The organism is Pseudomonas graminis, assembly GCF_900111735.1.
Taxonomy (GTDB): Bacteria; Pseudomonadota; Gammaproteobacteria; order Pseudomonadales; family Pseudomonadaceae; genus Aquipseudomonas; species Aquipseudomonas graminis.
The window spans coordinates 1-14,166 of the sequence record NZ_FOHW01000049.1 but is presented as its reverse complement, the minus strand read 5'-3'; the positions used below and the strand labels follow the sequence as shown (position 1 = coordinate 14,166).

Below are 14,166 nucleotides of genomic sequence, written 5' to 3'. Positions count from 1 at the left end.
GTTCAGATCTCCGCGTACATTCGGCCCGGATTGAACATTCCGTGCGGATCGAGTTGCGCCTTGAGCTGGCGGTGGTAGCGCAGCAATGGCGTGGCCAACGGCTGAAACGGGCTGTCGTCGAGGCCATGGCTGTAACAGGTGGCGTGACCACCTGCAGCGCTGGCGATGCGGCGAATCTCGCTGGCACTGGCGTCGGATTTCAGCCAGCGTTGCGCGCCGGCCCAGTCGATCAGTTGATCTCCCGGCAGGTCCAGCGCCGCCGTGCTGATGGGCAATGACAGGCGCCACAGGGGACGGCCATCGGTGAAGAATTCCAGGCGGTGTTCGTTCAGCGCGCGCCAGTAAGCCGGGTCGATGGATTCGCCGCCGAGGCGGTCATGGGCCGCCGCGACCGAGCCTTCGCCGCCTTCGAGACGCAAGCGCAGCACGCGACCGTCGTGGCTGGCGGCGCTGATCGGCAGCGGTTCCTGACCCCACTGCGCCAGGCGGGCGAGGGCGGTGGCGCTGTCCATCTCCAGCGCAATGCTGGTGCACAGTCGCGGCTTGGGCAGGACTTTCAACGAGACTTCGGTGATCAGGCCCAGGCAACCAAAACTGCCCGCCATCAGGCGCGACAGGTCGTAACCGGCGACGTTTTTCATCACTTCGCCGCCGAAGCGCAAATGCTTGCCCAGGCCGGTGATCACCCGCGTGCCCAGGACGAAATCCCGCACCGAGCCTGACCACGGCCTGCGCGGCCCGGACAAGCCGGCCGCGACCATCCCGCCGACGGTTCCATCGCCTGCGCCGCTGTCGCCTGCATCGCCATGGCTGTAGCTCGGCGGTTCGCAGGGCAGCATCTGCCCGGCTTCCTCCAGCGCGGCATTCAGCACCGACAACGGCGTGCCGGCGCGGGCGGTGATCACCAGTTCGGTCGGGTCGTAGGTGACGATGCCACTGTGGATGCGTGTATCCAGCACTTCCCCGGCGACCTCGCGACCGAGGAATGCCTTGCTGTTGGCACCCCGGATGCGCAGCGGCTGGGCGGATTGAATCGCCTGGTTGACCTGTTCCAGCAGCGCGTCACTGGCATCACGGTCCTGGGCCACGAAGGCGGGCTGACGTTGGGCATCCATCAGAAACGCTCCAGTTCAGGGAAGGGCAGTTTGCCCATGTGCACGTGCATGGCACCGAATTCGGCGCAGCGGTGCAGGGTCGGGATGTTCTTGCCGGGGTTGAGGGTGCCGGCCGGATCGAACGCGGCTTTTACGGCGTGAAACAACGTCAGCTCGTCACTGTTGAACTGCGCACACATCTGATTGATCTTCTCGCGGCCCACGCCGTGCTCGCCAGTGATGCTGCCGCCGACTTTCACGCACAGCTCCAGAATCTTTCCGCCCAATGCTTCGGCGCGATCCAGTTCACCGGGTTGATTGGCATCGAAGAGGATCAGCGGGTGCATGTTGCCGTCGCCGGCGTGGAAAACGTTGGCGACGCGCAGGCCGTATTCTTCCGACAGCGCGGTAATGCCCTTCAGTACGCCGGGCAATTCCCGACGCGGGATGGTGCCGTCCATGCAGTAGTAATCCGGCGACAGCCGACCGACCGCCGGGAAGGCGTTCTTGCGCCCGGCCCAGAAGCGCACACGTTCGGCTTCGTCTTTTGCCTGACGGATTTCGGTCGCACCGGCGTTTTCCAGCACGGCGCGGACCCGGTCGCAATCGGCGTGAACGTCAGCTTCTACGCCGTCCAGTTCGCACAGCAGGATGGCTTCGGCGTCGACCGGGTAGCCGGCGTGAATGAAGTCTTCGGCGGCGCGAATGGCCAGGTTGTCCATCATTTCCAGGCCGCCGGGGATGATGCCCTCGGCAATGATGTCACCGACCGCGCGACCGGCTTTTTCCACCGAGTCGAAAGCGGCCAGCAATACCCTCGCCACCTGGGGTTTGGGCAATAGTTTGACCGTGACTTCGGTGATCACGCCGAGCATGCCTTCCGAGCCGGTGAACAGTGCGAGGAGGTCGAAACCCGGTGAATCCAGCGCGTCGGAGCCCAGCACCATGTGCTCGCCCTCGACCGTGAGGATGTCGACCTTGAGCAGGTTGTGCACGGTCAGGCCGTATTTCAGGCAATGCACGCCGCCGGCGTTTTCCGCGACGTTGCCGCCGATGGAACAGGCAATTTGCGAAGAGGGGTCCGGCGCGTAATAAAGGTCATAGGGCGCGGCGGCCTGGGAGATAGCCAGATTGCGCACGCCGGGCTGCACCCTGGCATAGCGCCCGGCGGGGTCGATGTGGAGGATTTTGTTGAAGCGCGCCATCACCAGCAACACGCCTTTTTCCAGGGGCAGTGCGCCGCCTGACAGTCCGGTCCCGGCACCGCGCGCCACTACCGGCACACCGCGCTCATGGCAGACCTTCAGCAGCGTCTGCACCTGCTCGATGCGTTGGGGCAGCACCACCAGCATCGGCGTCGTGCGATAGGCGGAGAGGCCGTCGCATTCGTAGGGGCGCAGTTCTTCCTCGCGGTGGAGGATGTCCAGATCAGGCAGGCGGGATTGCAGCGCGTCGAGAAGCTGTTGTTTGTCGATGACCGGCAGAACGCCGTCGACCCGTTCGTCGTACAGGATATTCATGGTGGGTTCGCAACCCTGTTTTGTTTTTATTGGAGGCCCGTTCCGTGGCGGAACGTAAATAGCTGGCTTGCATCATTGGCTCAGCGGGGCTTAGTGTCTACTGGGCGGAGCAGTGGTCGAACCAGTTTCGCGCGGAATGATCCGAGATATATCCTTAAATACCTCATTTTATCAATGGTTTAGAGAGAGTCGAGTTGTTCACTGATTTCGTGTCGGCAGGAGGTCCTACCAGTGATGAGCGGATCCCGCTGTCATGGACGTCGTGGATTTCGTGTAGGAGCGCGCTTGCCCGCGATAGCGATTTGTCAGGCAAAGATGAGCTGGATGTGCCGACGCTTTCGCGGGCAAGCGCGCTCCTACACTGGTTTTGCGGTGAGTGATGAATCCAGGTCCGCCGCAGAACCTGCTGTTCGGTTCGCCCTCGGCAAGCCGGCCCGGTTCCACCCCAGAGGAAACTGAACCATGGAAGCCACCCAGCACCAAACCCAACCCAAAACCCCACACAAACGTCCGCAGCAGGTCGCCGATGTGGTCAGCGAGCGCATTGAGCGGCTGATTGTCGACGGGGTGCTCAAGGTCGGTCAGCTACTGCCCTCCGAACGGAGGCTGACCGAAAAGCTGGGAGTGTCGCGCACTGCGCTGCGCGAAGGGCTGCAGTTACTGCGCGCTAGGGGCATCATCGAAACCCGCCAGGGCAAGGGCTCGTTCGTTGCGCAAATGGGCGGGCTCGGGCTGACCCCCACTTCGCCGCTGATGCACTTGTTCGCCTCTCAGCCACGTACTCTGTACGACCTGTTTGAAGTGCGCAGCCTGCTGGAAGGGGAGTCCGCCCGACTGGCGGCGCTGCGCGGCACTGACGCGGACTTTGTGCTGATCACCCGGGCCTACGACGCACTGGTGGCCGGTCATGACCACCCGTTGCCGGCCTCTGAGCACGCACGGCTCGACCATGCTTTTCACCTGGCCATCTGCGAAGCGTCGCACAACCCGGTGCTGGTGCAGACCCTGCGTTCATTGACGGATCTGCTGCTCAACACGGTATTCGCCTCGGTCAACAACCTGTATCACCGTGATGCCCAGAAGCGCCAGATCGACCGCCACCACGCCCGGCTCTACAACGCAGTGACCGGGCGTTTGCCCGAGCAGGCGCGCAAGGCGGCGGTGGCGCACATCCAGAACATCTGCGACAACCTGCGGGAGATCGAAAGCGAGGAGCAACGACTGGTGCGCGCCACTTTGCGGCTGGAGGGCTGGGCTTGAGCCATGTCGAAGATTCACCGGGGCAGTCCCTGGCTTGACAGCCATCCCGCATTGCCGCAGTTTACGCATTGCGTAAGCCGCTTACGCCGGAGTGAAAAACCAAAACAACAATAACAGGCCATTCCCGTGGATCTTTTCACCTACTACCGATCGACCTCGAGCTACCGGGTGCGCATTGCCCTGGCGCTGAAAGGTCTTGCGTTCGATGCGCTGCCGGTCAACCTGATCCGCGAAGGCGGTGAACACCACCAGCCTGACTACCTGGCGATCAACCCCCAGGGCCGCGTTCCCGCTCTGAGGGTGGACGGCGGTGAGGTGATCATCCAGTCCATGGCGATCATCGAATACCTCGAAGAATTCTCCCCCGAACCTGCATTGCTCCCTGACGCGCTGCTCGATCGCGCGCGCCATCGGCAGGTCGCTGCCCTGATCGGATGCGACATTCATCCGCTGCACAATGTCGCGGTGCTCAACCGCCTGCGCGGCATGGGCCACGACGAGGGCGATGTGACGGCGTGGATCGGCCACTGGATCAGCGAAGGCTTCGCCGCCGTGGAAGCCCTGATTGGCGACACTGAGTTTTGTTTCGGAGCCGTCGGCCTGGCCGATGTGTATCTACTGCCCCAGGTCTATGCGGCACGACGCTTCAACGTGGACATGGGCGCGTACCCGCGTATTTGCCGGGTCGAAGCCCTGGCGTTGCAGCACCCCGCGTTTCTGACCGCCCATCCCGATGCGCAATCTGACAAGCCGGAGTAATCTTTCCCCCATGAAAAGCTTCGGTCTGCAATTGATCTTCGGCGACTTCCTCGCCCGCAGTGTGCGGGGGATTTCCTGCGCGCCACCCGCTGAATCGTGATCCGAGCCGCTGTGCCTCTCACTTTTTAGCAGGAGCAAGACCGTGACTGATCTCTACGAAAACCCGATGGGCCTGATGGGCTTTGAATTCATCGAATTCGCCTCGCCTACCCCCAATGTGCTGGAGCCAGTGTTCCAGATCATGGGCTTCACCAAAGTTGCCCATCACCGTTCCAAGAACGTGTCGCTGTACCGCCAGGGTGCGATCAACATCATCCTCAACAACGAGCCCAATAGCGAAGCGTCCTACTTCGCTGCGGAGCACGGTCCTTCGGTGTGCGGCATGGCGTTCCGGGTCAAGGATTCGCAAATGGCCTACAAGCGCGCACTGGAACTCGGCGCGCAGCCCGTGGAAATCGGCACCGGCCCCATGGAACTGCGCCTGCCGGCGATCAAGGGCATTGGTGGCGCGCCGTTGTACCTGATCGACCGTTTCGGTGAAGGCACCTCGATCTACGACATCGACTTCGTGTTCATCGAAGGCGTCGAGCGCCACCCCAAGGGCGCCGGCCTGCAATTCATCGATCACCTGACCCATAACGTCTACCGCGGCCGAATGGCCTACTGGGCGAACTTCTACGAGAAGCTGTTCAACTTCCGCGAGCTGCGCTACTTCGACATCAAGGGCGAGTACACCGGCCTGACCTCGAAAGCGATGACCGCGCCGGACGGCATGATCCGCATCCCGCTGAACGAAGAGTCGTCCAAAGGCGCCGGGCAGATCGAGGAGTTCTTGATGAAGTTCAACGGCGAAGGGATTCAGCACGTCGCGTTCTTCACCGAAGACCTGATCGACACCTGGGACCGGCTCAAGGCGCTGGGCATGCGCTTCATGACCCCGCCGCCGGAAACCTATTACGAAATGCTCGAAGGCCGTCTGCCCAACCACGGCGAACCCGAGCACGAGCTCAAGGCGCGGGGGATTCTGCTGGACGGCAATTCCGAAGGCGGAAACAAGCGTCTGTTGCTGCAGATCTTCTCGGAAACCCTGATGGGGCCGGTGTTCTTCGAATTTATCCAGCGCAAGGGCGACGATGGTTTTGGCGAGGGGAATTTCAAGGCGTTGTTCGAGTCGATCGAGCGGGATCAAGTGCGGCGGGGCGTGTTGGCAGTGGAATGAGGCCGACGTCTCATAGTCACGTGTTAACCCGATAGCTGTAGGAGTGAGCTTGCTCGCGAAGGGGCATTTCAACCGCCGAAATTTTAGCGGATGTCAGGACGTCTTCGCGAGCAAGCTCACTCCTACAGTAAGACCATGATCCAGGAGAATCACGCCAGCTGCAGCATTTCTCCACCCATCCGCGCGCTGATCGCCTGGGCCGTGTGCAGCAGTTTCTGTGCGGCAATAGCCTGACGCTGATCGGTAAACACCGACGCCGAACCCACCACCGTCACCACACCCACCAGCTTGTTGCCCATGGCAAACACCGGCGACGACACTGCGTTGACGCCGGCCATCAACATTCCATGAATCTGATGCACCCCGGTGCTGCGGATCTCTTGGAGATGCCGATCGATCTCCTGCAACTGCGCCGCGTTCAACGAGGCCGATTCCGCCTCCCTCAGTGCGGCGGTTTCGGTCGGCGACAGAAAGGTGTCGAACACCAGTCCGGTGGACGAACTGAGCAGCGGCAGCACCGAGCCGATCTGCGTGACCAGGGTGACCGCCCCCAGCGACTGCTCGACGTACACAACCGTCGGGCCCTTGTTGCCCCACACCGCCAGAAAGCAGGTTTCGTTGAGTTCGTCGCGCAGGGCGATCAGCGCCGGCGCGGAAATCTTCAGCACATCCAGCTGGCTCAACGCGGCCAGTCCGACCTGCAGCGCCGAACGCCCCAGACGGTAGTGATTGCTGGCCGGGTCCTGCTCGGCAAAACCGCTGTCCACCAGGGCTTGTAGGTAGCGGTGCACCTTGCTGGCCGGCATCCCGACGTATTCAGCGAGTTTCGACAGCGAGGTGGCGGGCGCCAGTTCGGCCAGCGCTTTGAGGATGCCGACGCCGACTTCTGCCGACTGGACTTTCTGCTGGCGTGGCGCCGTGGCGGGGGTGGAATCATCGGTCATGGCAAGGGAGGCCCCCGGTCTGGAAAGGCTGCTTTATAGCTTGACCCTTCTGCAAACTCAAATTACGTTATGCGTAAACTAGTTACGCATAAGCGGCGGGAGTGTGTAGGAGTGAGCTTGCTCGCGATAGCGTTATGTCTGTAAGCGATAAGTTCGCTGAGATGATCAGATCGCGAGCAAGCTCACTCCTACACCTAAACCGTTGCTCGCCGGTAGATAGCAGACAAAAAGCGGGTCACCAAAAATAAGAGGTCGTCATGTCGACAGCACCCCGGTCCGAGCCCCTGCGCTACCAGCACGGCTTCGGCAATCAATTCAGCAGCGAGGCGATGCCGGGCGGTTTGCCCCACGGGCAGAACTCGCCGCAGCGTCACCCGCTGGGCCTCTACGCCGAACAATTCTCCGGGACCGCGTTCACTGTCCCCCGCGCCGAAGCCCGGCGCTCCTGGCTCTACCGCATTCAACCTTCCGCCGCGCACCCTCGTTATCAGCGCGTGGAGCGGCAGATTACCGGCCAGCAGCAAGGCCCCGTGACACCCAATCGGCTGCGCTGGAATGCCTTCGACATCCCCGCCGAACCCACCGATTTCATCGATGGCCTGCACCCGCTGGCCAGCACCTCGTCCGCCGAGCAGGCCGAGGGCGTGAGCGTCTACGTCTACACCGCTAACCGCTCCATGCAGCGCGTATTCTTCAGCGCCGACGGCGAGTGGCTGATCGTTCCCCAGCAGGGGCGATTGCGCATCACCACCGAGCTGGGCCTGCTGGACATTGAACCGCAGGAAATCGCCGTGCTGCCCCGAGGTTTGAAATTCAGCGTCGAGCTGCTCGACGGCACAGCGCGGGGGTATATCTGCGAGAACCACGGCTGCGCCCTGCGCCTGCCTGACCTCGGCCCGATCGGCAGCAACGGCCTGGCCAATCCCCGGGATTTCCAGGTGCCTCACGCGCATTTTGAAGACAGCGCACAGCCCACCGTGCTGGTGCAGAAATTTCTCGGCGAACTGTGGACCACCACGCTGGGTCATTCCCCCTTCGATGTCGTCGCGTGGCATGGCAACAACGTCCCGTATAAATACGATCTGCGCCTGTTCAACACCTTGGGGACCGTGAGTTACGACCATCCCGATCCGTCGATCTTCACCGTGCTGACATCGCCCGGCGTTGTCGACGGTCAGGCCAACGTCGATTTCGTGATCTTCCCGCCGCGCTGGATGGTGGCGGAAAACACCTTCCGGCCACCGTGGTTCCACCGCAACCTGATGAACGAATTCATGGGCTTGATCGATGGCGCTTACGACGCCAAGGCCGCAGGCTTCATGCCCGGCGGCGCGTCGCTGCACAACTGCATGAGTGCCCACGGTCCGGACAACGCCAGCGCCGAGAAGGCCATCGCCGCCGAGCTCAGGCCGCACAAGATCGAACAGACCATGGCGTTCATGTTCGAGACCGGTAAAGTCCTGCGCCCCAGCTATCACGCGCTGGAATGCCCGCAGTTGCAAAGCGACTACGATGCCTGCTGGGATGGCATCGCCAGAACGTTCAAGCCTCTCGACACGGACAGCCAACGATGAGCACTTCACAGCACCCGCGCAGCTGGGTTTCCAGCGCCAACGACCATCCCGATTTCCCCCTGCAAAACCTGCCCCTGGGCGTGTTCAGCCGCCCCGGTTTCGGCAAGCGTGGCGGCGTGGCCATCGGCGATTTCATTCTCGACCTGCAAACGGCCCTTGAGGCCAGCTTGTTCCACGGTGCCGCGCGCGTGGCGGTGGAGGCCGCCTGCCGAGGGCAGCTGAACGACTTTTTCGCCCTGGGCGGTTCGTCGCGGCAGGCGCTGCGTCACGAGTTGCTGCACCTGCTCGATGAAAAGAACCTGCAGCGTGAGTGTTTGCAGGCCATGGGTGAGCGTCTGCTGGTGCCAATGGCTGACTGCCGGATGCACATGCCGGCACAGGTCGGCGACTACACCGACTTCTACGTCGGCATTCATCACGCGATGAACGTGGGCAAGCTGTTCCGCCCGGACAACCCGTTGCTGCCAAACTACAAGTACGTGCCGATTGCTTACCACGGGCGGGCGTCGACGTTGGGAGTGTCCGGGATGCCGGTCAAACGCCCCAGCGGGCAGACCTTGAAACCGGGTGCAGATGCGCCTGATTTCGGGCCGAGCAAGCGCCTGGATTACGAGCTGGAAGTCGGTGTGTGGATTGGCCAGGGCAACGAGGCCGGCGAGCCCGTCGCCATCGGCAAGGCGGGGGAGCACATCGCCGGTTTCTGTCTGCTGAACGACTGGTCGGCCCGGGACCTGCAGGCCTGGGAATACCAGCCGCTGGGGCCGTTTCTGTCGAAGAGTTTCGCCACCAGCATCTCGCCGTGGGTGGTCACGGCCGAAGCCCTGGCGCCGTTCCGCGCGGCGCAACCGGCGCGTCCCGAGGGAGACCCGCAGCCGATGGCCTATCTGTTCGACGAGCAGGATCAGGCCGGTGGTGCGCTGGACATCGAGCTGGAAGTGCTGCTGCTCACCGCGCAGATGAAGGAGCAGGGTGTCGCGCCCCAGCGCCTGTCCCTGAGCAACACGCTGAACATGTACTGGACCGTCGCGCAGATGGTGGCCCACCACAGCGTCAACGGCTGCAAGCTGCAAGCGGGCGATCTGTTCGGCACCGGCACCTTGTCAGGCCCGCAGCCCGGCCAGCTCGGCAGCCTTCTGGAGATGACCGAGGGCGGAAAACACCCGATCGAGCTGCCCAACGGTGAGACCCGGACCTTTCTGGAGGCAGGCGACGAGGTGATCCTCAAAGCGCGCTGCCGCAAGGAGGGAGAAGTGAGCATCGGGTTTGGCGAGTGCCGTGGGGTGGTGGTGGGCTAAACCCGCCTCCGATGTCTTAGTGGGACCGGCTTCAGCCGGGAAGGCGTCATGCGTGACACCACCGAATTGATGGCGTCTACATGTGCGCCTTCACGGCTAAAGCCGGTCCTACTGAATCAAACCCACCCACCAGCGACCCACTCCTCGGCAAGAACCTCCCTTGCCGTTCCCCCTGCGCTTTGCCCTCGGCATAGCTCAAATGCCCGTTCACCCACACCGCATCGATGCCCTCGGCCGCGCGCCGGGGTTCTTTGAAATCCGCCACATCGCGCACGGTGTCCGCGTTGAACAGCACCAGATCCGCGCAATACCCTTCGCGCACGAACCCGCGATCGTGCAGACCGAAGCGCGTGGCGGTCAGTCCGGTCATCTTGTGCACGGCAGTGTGCAGCGCAAACAACCCCAGATCCCGACTGAAATGCCCGAGCACCCGGGGAAACGCACCCCACAGGCGCGGGTGCGGAAACGGGTCTTCCGGCAGACCGTCCGAACCGATCATCGACAGCGGGTGTTTCATGATCCGCTGCACGTCGTTCTCGTCCATGCCGTAATACACGGCGCCGGCGGGCTGCAGCTTGCGCGCGGTGTCCTCCAGCGACAGGCCCCAATCGGCGGCGATGTCCTTCAGCTCGCGGCCGCCCTGGTCGGGGTGCGGCGTCGACCAGGTGATGGTGATCGGAAACGCATCGGTGACCTGTTTCAAATCCAGCGTCGAAGAACTGGCCGCATAGGGATAGCAATCGCAGCCCACCGGGTGGGTCAGCGCGGCGTTTTCCAGGGACGCGAGTAACTGCGGGCTGCGACCCCAATTGCCCGCGCCCGCGCATTTCAGGTGGGAAATCACCACCGGCGATTTCGCGTGACGTCCAATTGCGAACGCCTCGTCCATGGCCTCCAATACCGGCTCGAACTCGCTGCGCAGGTGCGTCGTGTACACCGCGCCGAACGCCGTGAGCTCCTCGGCCAGCTGTTTGACTTCGTCGGTTTCAGCCGAGAACGCCGAGGCATAGGCCAGACCGGTGGACAGGCCCAGCGCGCCGTCGGCCAGGCTGTCGCGCAACTGCCCGCGCATGGCGCTGATTTCATCAGCGCGCGCCGTTCGAAAAAGATCGTCCATGTGATTGCTGCGCAGCGCGGTATGGCCGATCAGCGCCGCCACATTGACCGCCGGGCGCGCCGCGTCCACTGCGTTGCGGTAGTCGCTGAAGCGTGGATAAACGAACGCGGCAGCGGGGCCCAACAGGTTCATCGGATCCGGCGGATCGCCCGCCAGCGAAACCGGCGAGGCACTGATGCCGCAGTTGCCGACGATCACCGTGGTCACGCCCTGGGTGATCTTCGGCAGCATCGCCGGCTGGCGAATCACCACGGTGTCGTCGTGGGTGTGCACATCAATGAAACCCGGCGCCAGCACGCGGCCGGCGGCGTTGATCTCCTCGCGGGCGGAGACGTCGTCGAGGTCGCCGATGCGCTGGATGCGCCCGTCGCCGAGGGCCACGTCGGCGCGGTAGCCGGGGGTATCGCTGCCGTCGATCACCAGCGCGTCGCGAATGATCAGGTCGTAAAGCATGGGGTCAGTCTCCAAGGGGCAGGCCGTCGTCGCCGCCGCGGTAGTCATCCAGCGCGAGCTTGATCCGCCGCAGCCGTTCGCGGTTGGCGTCGGGCGCCGTCAGCGCCAGTTCGGTTGCCAGCACGTCGATGGTCAGCAGCATGCCGTAGCGCGCGGCCGTGGGTTTATAGATGAAATTGGTTTCGGCGATCTGCAGTGGCAGCACGACATCCGCACGCTCCGCCAACGGTGAGCCGGGCAGGGTGATGGCGAGAATCTTCGCGCCATAGCTGCGGGCCAGATCCACCGCGTCCAGCAGTTCAGGGGTGCGCCCGCTCAGTGAGCAGACACTGACGCTGTGCTCCGGGCCGAGGGTCGCAGCGATCAGGCGCATCATCACCGGGTCGCGGCTGGCGGCAATCGGGTAGCCGAGGCGCACCAGGCGGGTCTGCAATTCTTCGCTGCACAGGCTGGAGGCGCCGCCCATGCCGAAGCTGTGAATCATCCGCGCCGGCGTCAACAGGGCCACCGCCGCCTGGAAGCGTGATTCATCGAAACCGGCCAGGTGCTGACGCAGGGTAGATTCAATGTCGCCGACGATCTGGGTGAAAAAAGCCGACTGTTCCGGCGCCTGCTCCGGGGTGAGGAAGCGGTTGCCCACGGCGCTGGCCTGGGCCAGTTGCAGGCGCAGGTCGCGCAGGTCCTTGCAGCCCACCGTGCGGGCGAAGCGTGACAGGGTGGCGCTGCTGACCTCGGCGCGGGCGGCGAGGTCGTCAAGACTGGCGCTGGCGGCAAACGCCACGTCGCTGAGCACCAGTCTGGCGATGCGCCCTTCGCCAGCGCTGAAGGAGTCCTGACGGGCGCGGATCTGGTAAAGAATGTCCACTCAGATCACCTGCGCCAGCCCGAGGGTCAGGACGAAAGCGATCACCGAAATCAGCGTTTCCAGCACCGTCCACGTTTTGAAAGTCTGGGCCACGGTCATGTTGAAGTACTCCTTGATCAGCCAGAACCCGCCGTCGTTGACGTGGGAAAAAATCACCGAGCCGGCGCCGGTCGCCAGCACCAGCAGCTCTGGATGGGGGTAACCCAGGCCCAGCGCCACGGGGGCCACGATGCCGGAAGCAGTGGTCATCGCCACCGTGGCCGAGCCGGTCGCGACGCGCATCAGTGCGGCGAACAGCCAGCCCATCAGCAGCGGCGACAGATGCCAGTCCTGCGCCAGCCCGACGATCTCGTTGGTCACGCCGCTGTCGACGAGAATCCGGTTCAGACCGCCGCCGGCACCGACCAGCAACGTGATACTGGCCGTTGGTGCCAGGCATTCCTGGGTGAATTTGAGGATTGAATCCCGTGAGAAACCCTGGGCAATGCCCAGGGTCCAGAAGCTTAGCAACGTGGCCAGCAGCAGGGCGATCACCGAGTTGCCGATGAACAGCAGAAAGCTGTTGAAGCCGCTGCCCGGCGTGGCAATCAGGTTGGCCCAGCCACCCAGCAGCATCAGCACCACCGGCAGCAGAATGGTCGCCATGGTAATGCCGAAGCTCGGCAGTTGAGCGCGGGGTTCACGGTCGAGAAACTGCTTGGCCAGCGGGTTTTCATCGGGCAAATGAATGTGCGGCACAATAAAGCGCGCGTAGACCGGGCCGGCGATGATCGCGGTGGGGATGCCGATGAGGATGGCGTAGAACAGCGTCTGGCCGACCGACGCCTGATAGGCCTGCACCGCCAGCATCGCGGCCGGGTGCGGTGGCACCAGGGCATGGACCACCGACAGGCCGGCGACCATCGGCAGGCCGACCATCAGAATCGACACGCCAACCCGGCGGGCGACGGTGAACGCGATCGGCACCAGCAGCACGAAGCCCACTTCGAAGAACAGCGGCAGCCCCACCAAAAAGGCGATGCAGACCATGGCCCAGTGCGCGTTGCGCTCGCCGAAGCGGTCGATCAAGGTGCGCGCCACCTGCTCGGCGCCGCCGGACTCGGCCATCATTTTGCCGAGCATGGTGCCCAGCGCCACGACCAGTGCGATGTGCCCCAGCGTTTTGCCGACGCCGCCCTCATAGGACGCGACGACGGCGTTGGCCGGCATGCCGGCGACCAGCGCGAGGCCGACGGACACCAGGGTTATGACGATGAACGGGTTGAGACGAAAGCGCGCGATGAGCACGATCAAGGCGATGATCGCGACGGCGGCATAGACCAACAGAGACAGGCCGGTTGACGGAGGCATGCAACGGATTCCTTGCTGAGAATGAGGAGGCCAGGGCGGCGGCGGGGCTGATCCTGTCGAGCTAAAAGGCAGGACTCAACCGCGCAGGGCGTTAACCGGTGCGCAGCCAGGCGGTGAAAACGATCTCGGCAGTAGGTGTTGCAAGCGCCATCAACGGCGAAAGAAAAGCGGCGGCGGGACGATCACAGGTTGGCATTATTGTTATCTCTGATTTCGTGATGAAAATTAAATTACACGAAGCAGGATAAAAATATCAATTCATGAAAATTAATTTCTTCACGCTTATCCCCGTATTTTGCTCGCTACGCCTCCGTATTTCGTGTGCGCCGAAGATTGCCTGCCTTGCCGCGCTCCTGCAGGGAATCCGACTGGGCGAGGTTCAGCGTCAGGCACGGGATCTGTGGGAGCCGGCTTGCTGGCGAAGGCGTCCGTCCAGACACATCGCCGTCAGCTGTCACGCCCGGTTCGCCAGCAAGCCGGCTCCGGATTCGGAGTACGCCGACGATTGCCTGCCTTGCCGAGATCCCCTGTAGGAGCGCGCTTGCCCGCGAACGCGGTGATTCAGGCGAAATAAATGGCACAGGCCAATTGCATTCGCGGGCAAGCGCGCTCCTACAGATTCTGTGTGCGCGGAAGATCGCGTGCTTTGCCGTGATCTATTGTAGGAGTGAGCTTGCTCGCGATGCGGTGGGTCATTCGACATCTCCGTTTCAGAC

Annotated in this window: 12 protein-coding genes; 6 read left to right on the top strand and 6 right to left on the bottom strand. The window is 63.1% G+C overall.

Translation table 11 applies throughout. The annotated features are described in order from the left end of the window. Nucleotides 1–2: 2 nt before the first annotated feature. Together glcE and glcD are read right to left on the bottom strand one after the other, a co-directional pair. On the bottom strand, nucleotides 3–1,115 hold the full coding sequence (glcE, locus tag BMY98_RS24085) for a glycolate oxidase subunit GlcE (RefSeq protein ID WP_074892938.1): 1,113 nt from the start codon (nucleotides 1,113–1,115) through the stop codon (nucleotides 3–5). Further along, nucleotides 1,115–2,614: a glycolate oxidase subunit GlcD gene (glcD, locus tag BMY98_RS24080; RefSeq protein WP_074892936.1), complete on the bottom strand. Its 1,500-nt coding sequence runs from the start codon at nucleotides 2,612–2,614 to the stop codon at nucleotides 1,115–1,117. The genes glcE and glcD overlap by 1 nt, the downstream gene beginning before the upstream one ends. Nucleotides 2,615–3,076: 462 nt before the next feature. On the opposite strand from glcD, the gene glcC reads away from it, so the two are divergent. The 3 genes from glcC (at nucleotide 3,077) to hppD (ending at nucleotide 5,852) form a co-directional block, all read left to right on the top strand. Further along, on the top strand, nucleotides 3,077–3,874 hold the full coding sequence (gene glcC / locus BMY98_RS24075) for a transcriptional regulator GlcC (RefSeq protein ID WP_074892934.1): 798 nt from the start codon (nucleotides 3,077–3,079) through the stop codon (nucleotides 3,872–3,874). Between the two features lie 126 nt (nucleotides 3,875–4,000). After that, complete coding sequence (gene maiA, locus BMY98_RS24070; protein WP_074892932.1) at nucleotides 4,001–4,633, top strand: maleylacetoacetate isomerase; 633 nt, start codon at nucleotides 4,001–4,003, stop codon at nucleotides 4,631–4,633. 142 nt (nucleotides 4,634–4,775) lie between these two features. Continuing rightward, nucleotides 4,776–5,852, top strand: coding sequence for a 4-hydroxyphenylpyruvate dioxygenase (hppD, locus tag BMY98_RS24065; RefSeq protein ID WP_074892930.1), 1,077 nt, complete (start codon nucleotides 4,776–4,778; stop codon nucleotides 5,850–5,852). A gap of 149 nt (nucleotides 5,853–6,001) precedes the next feature. On the opposite strand, the gene BMY98_RS24060 is transcribed toward hppD, so the two are convergent. Then, on the bottom strand, nucleotides 6,002–6,796 hold the full coding sequence (locus BMY98_RS24060; protein WP_074892928.1) for an IclR family transcriptional regulator: 795 nt from the start codon (nucleotides 6,794–6,796) through the stop codon (nucleotides 6,002–6,004). 257 nt (nucleotides 6,797–7,053) lie between these two features. Here BMY98_RS24060 and hmgA point away from each other — a divergent pair, with 257 nt between their 5' ends. Together hmgA and fahA are read left to right on the top strand one after the other, a co-directional pair. Further along, nucleotides 7,054–8,370: a homogentisate 1,2-dioxygenase gene (hmgA, locus tag BMY98_RS24055; protein WP_074892925.1), complete on the top strand. Its 1,317-nt coding sequence runs from the start codon at nucleotides 7,054–7,056 to the stop codon at nucleotides 8,368–8,370. Next, complete coding sequence (fahA, locus tag BMY98_RS24050) at nucleotides 8,367–9,665, top strand: fumarylacetoacetase (protein ID WP_074892923.1); 1,299 nt, start codon at nucleotides 8,367–8,369, stop codon at nucleotides 9,663–9,665. The genes hmgA and fahA overlap by 4 nt, the downstream gene beginning before the upstream one ends. Before the next feature lie 76 nt (nucleotides 9,666–9,741). On the opposite strand, the gene BMY98_RS24045 is transcribed toward fahA, so the two are convergent. From BMY98_RS24045 to BMY98_RS24035, 3 genes are read right to left on the bottom strand one after another with little or no spacing between them, the layout of a single operon-like run. Continuing rightward, nucleotides 9,742–11,235, bottom strand: a complete 1,494-nt coding sequence (locus BMY98_RS24045; protein ID WP_074892921.1) for an N-acyl-D-amino-acid deacylase family protein — start codon at nucleotides 11,233–11,235, stop codon at nucleotides 9,742–9,744. 4 nt (nucleotides 11,236–11,239) lie between these two features. Next, entirely contained in the window at nucleotides 11,240–12,100 is an 861-nt protein-coding gene (locus tag BMY98_RS24040) for a MurR/RpiR family transcriptional regulator (RefSeq protein WP_074892919.1), read from the bottom strand. Next, entirely contained in the window at nucleotides 12,101–13,450 is a 1,350-nt protein-coding gene (locus tag BMY98_RS24035) for a GntT/GntP/DsdX family permease (protein WP_074892917.1), read from the bottom strand. Nucleotides 13,451–13,548: 98 nt separating this feature from the next. On the opposite strand from BMY98_RS24035, the gene BMY98_RS27370 reads away from it, so the two are divergent. Then, nucleotides 13,549–13,698 (top strand): hypothetical protein, encoded by a 150-nt coding sequence (locus BMY98_RS27370; protein WP_175514211.1) that lies wholly within the window; start codon nucleotides 13,549–13,551, stop codon nucleotides 13,696–13,698. Nucleotides 13,699–14,166 lie beyond the last annotated feature (468 nt).

Excerpts from the sequence above, each read along its gene's own strand:
- glcE (WP_074892938.1), bottom strand. The coding sequence starts at position 1,115 with ATGGATGCCCAACGTCAGCCCGCCTTCGTGGCCCAGGACCGTGATGCC.
- glcD (WP_074892936.1), bottom strand. The coding sequence starts at position 2,614 with ATGAATATCCTGTACGACGAACGGGTCGACGGCGTTCTGCCGGTCATC.
- glcC (WP_074892934.1), top strand. The coding sequence starts at position 3,077 with ATGGAAGCCACCCAGCACCAAACCCAACCCAAAACCCCACACAAACGT.
- BMY98_RS24060 (WP_074892928.1), bottom strand. The coding sequence starts at position 6,796 with ATGACCGATGATTCCACCCCCGCCACGGCGCCACGCCAGCAGAAAGTC.
- hmgA (WP_074892925.1), top strand. The coding sequence starts at position 7,054 with ATGTCGACAGCACCCCGGTCCGAGCCCCTGCGCTACCAGCACGGCTTC.
- fahA (WP_074892923.1), top strand. The coding sequence starts at position 8,367 with ATGAGCACTTCACAGCACCCGCGCAGCTGGGTTTCCAGCGCCAACGAC.
- BMY98_RS24045 (WP_074892921.1), bottom strand. The coding sequence starts at position 11,235 with ATGCTTTACGACCTGATCATTCGCGACGCGCTGGTGATCGACGGCAGC.
- BMY98_RS24035 (WP_074892917.1), bottom strand. The coding sequence starts at position 13,450 with ATGCCTCCGTCAACCGGCCTGTCTCTGTTGGTCTATGCCGCCGTCGCG.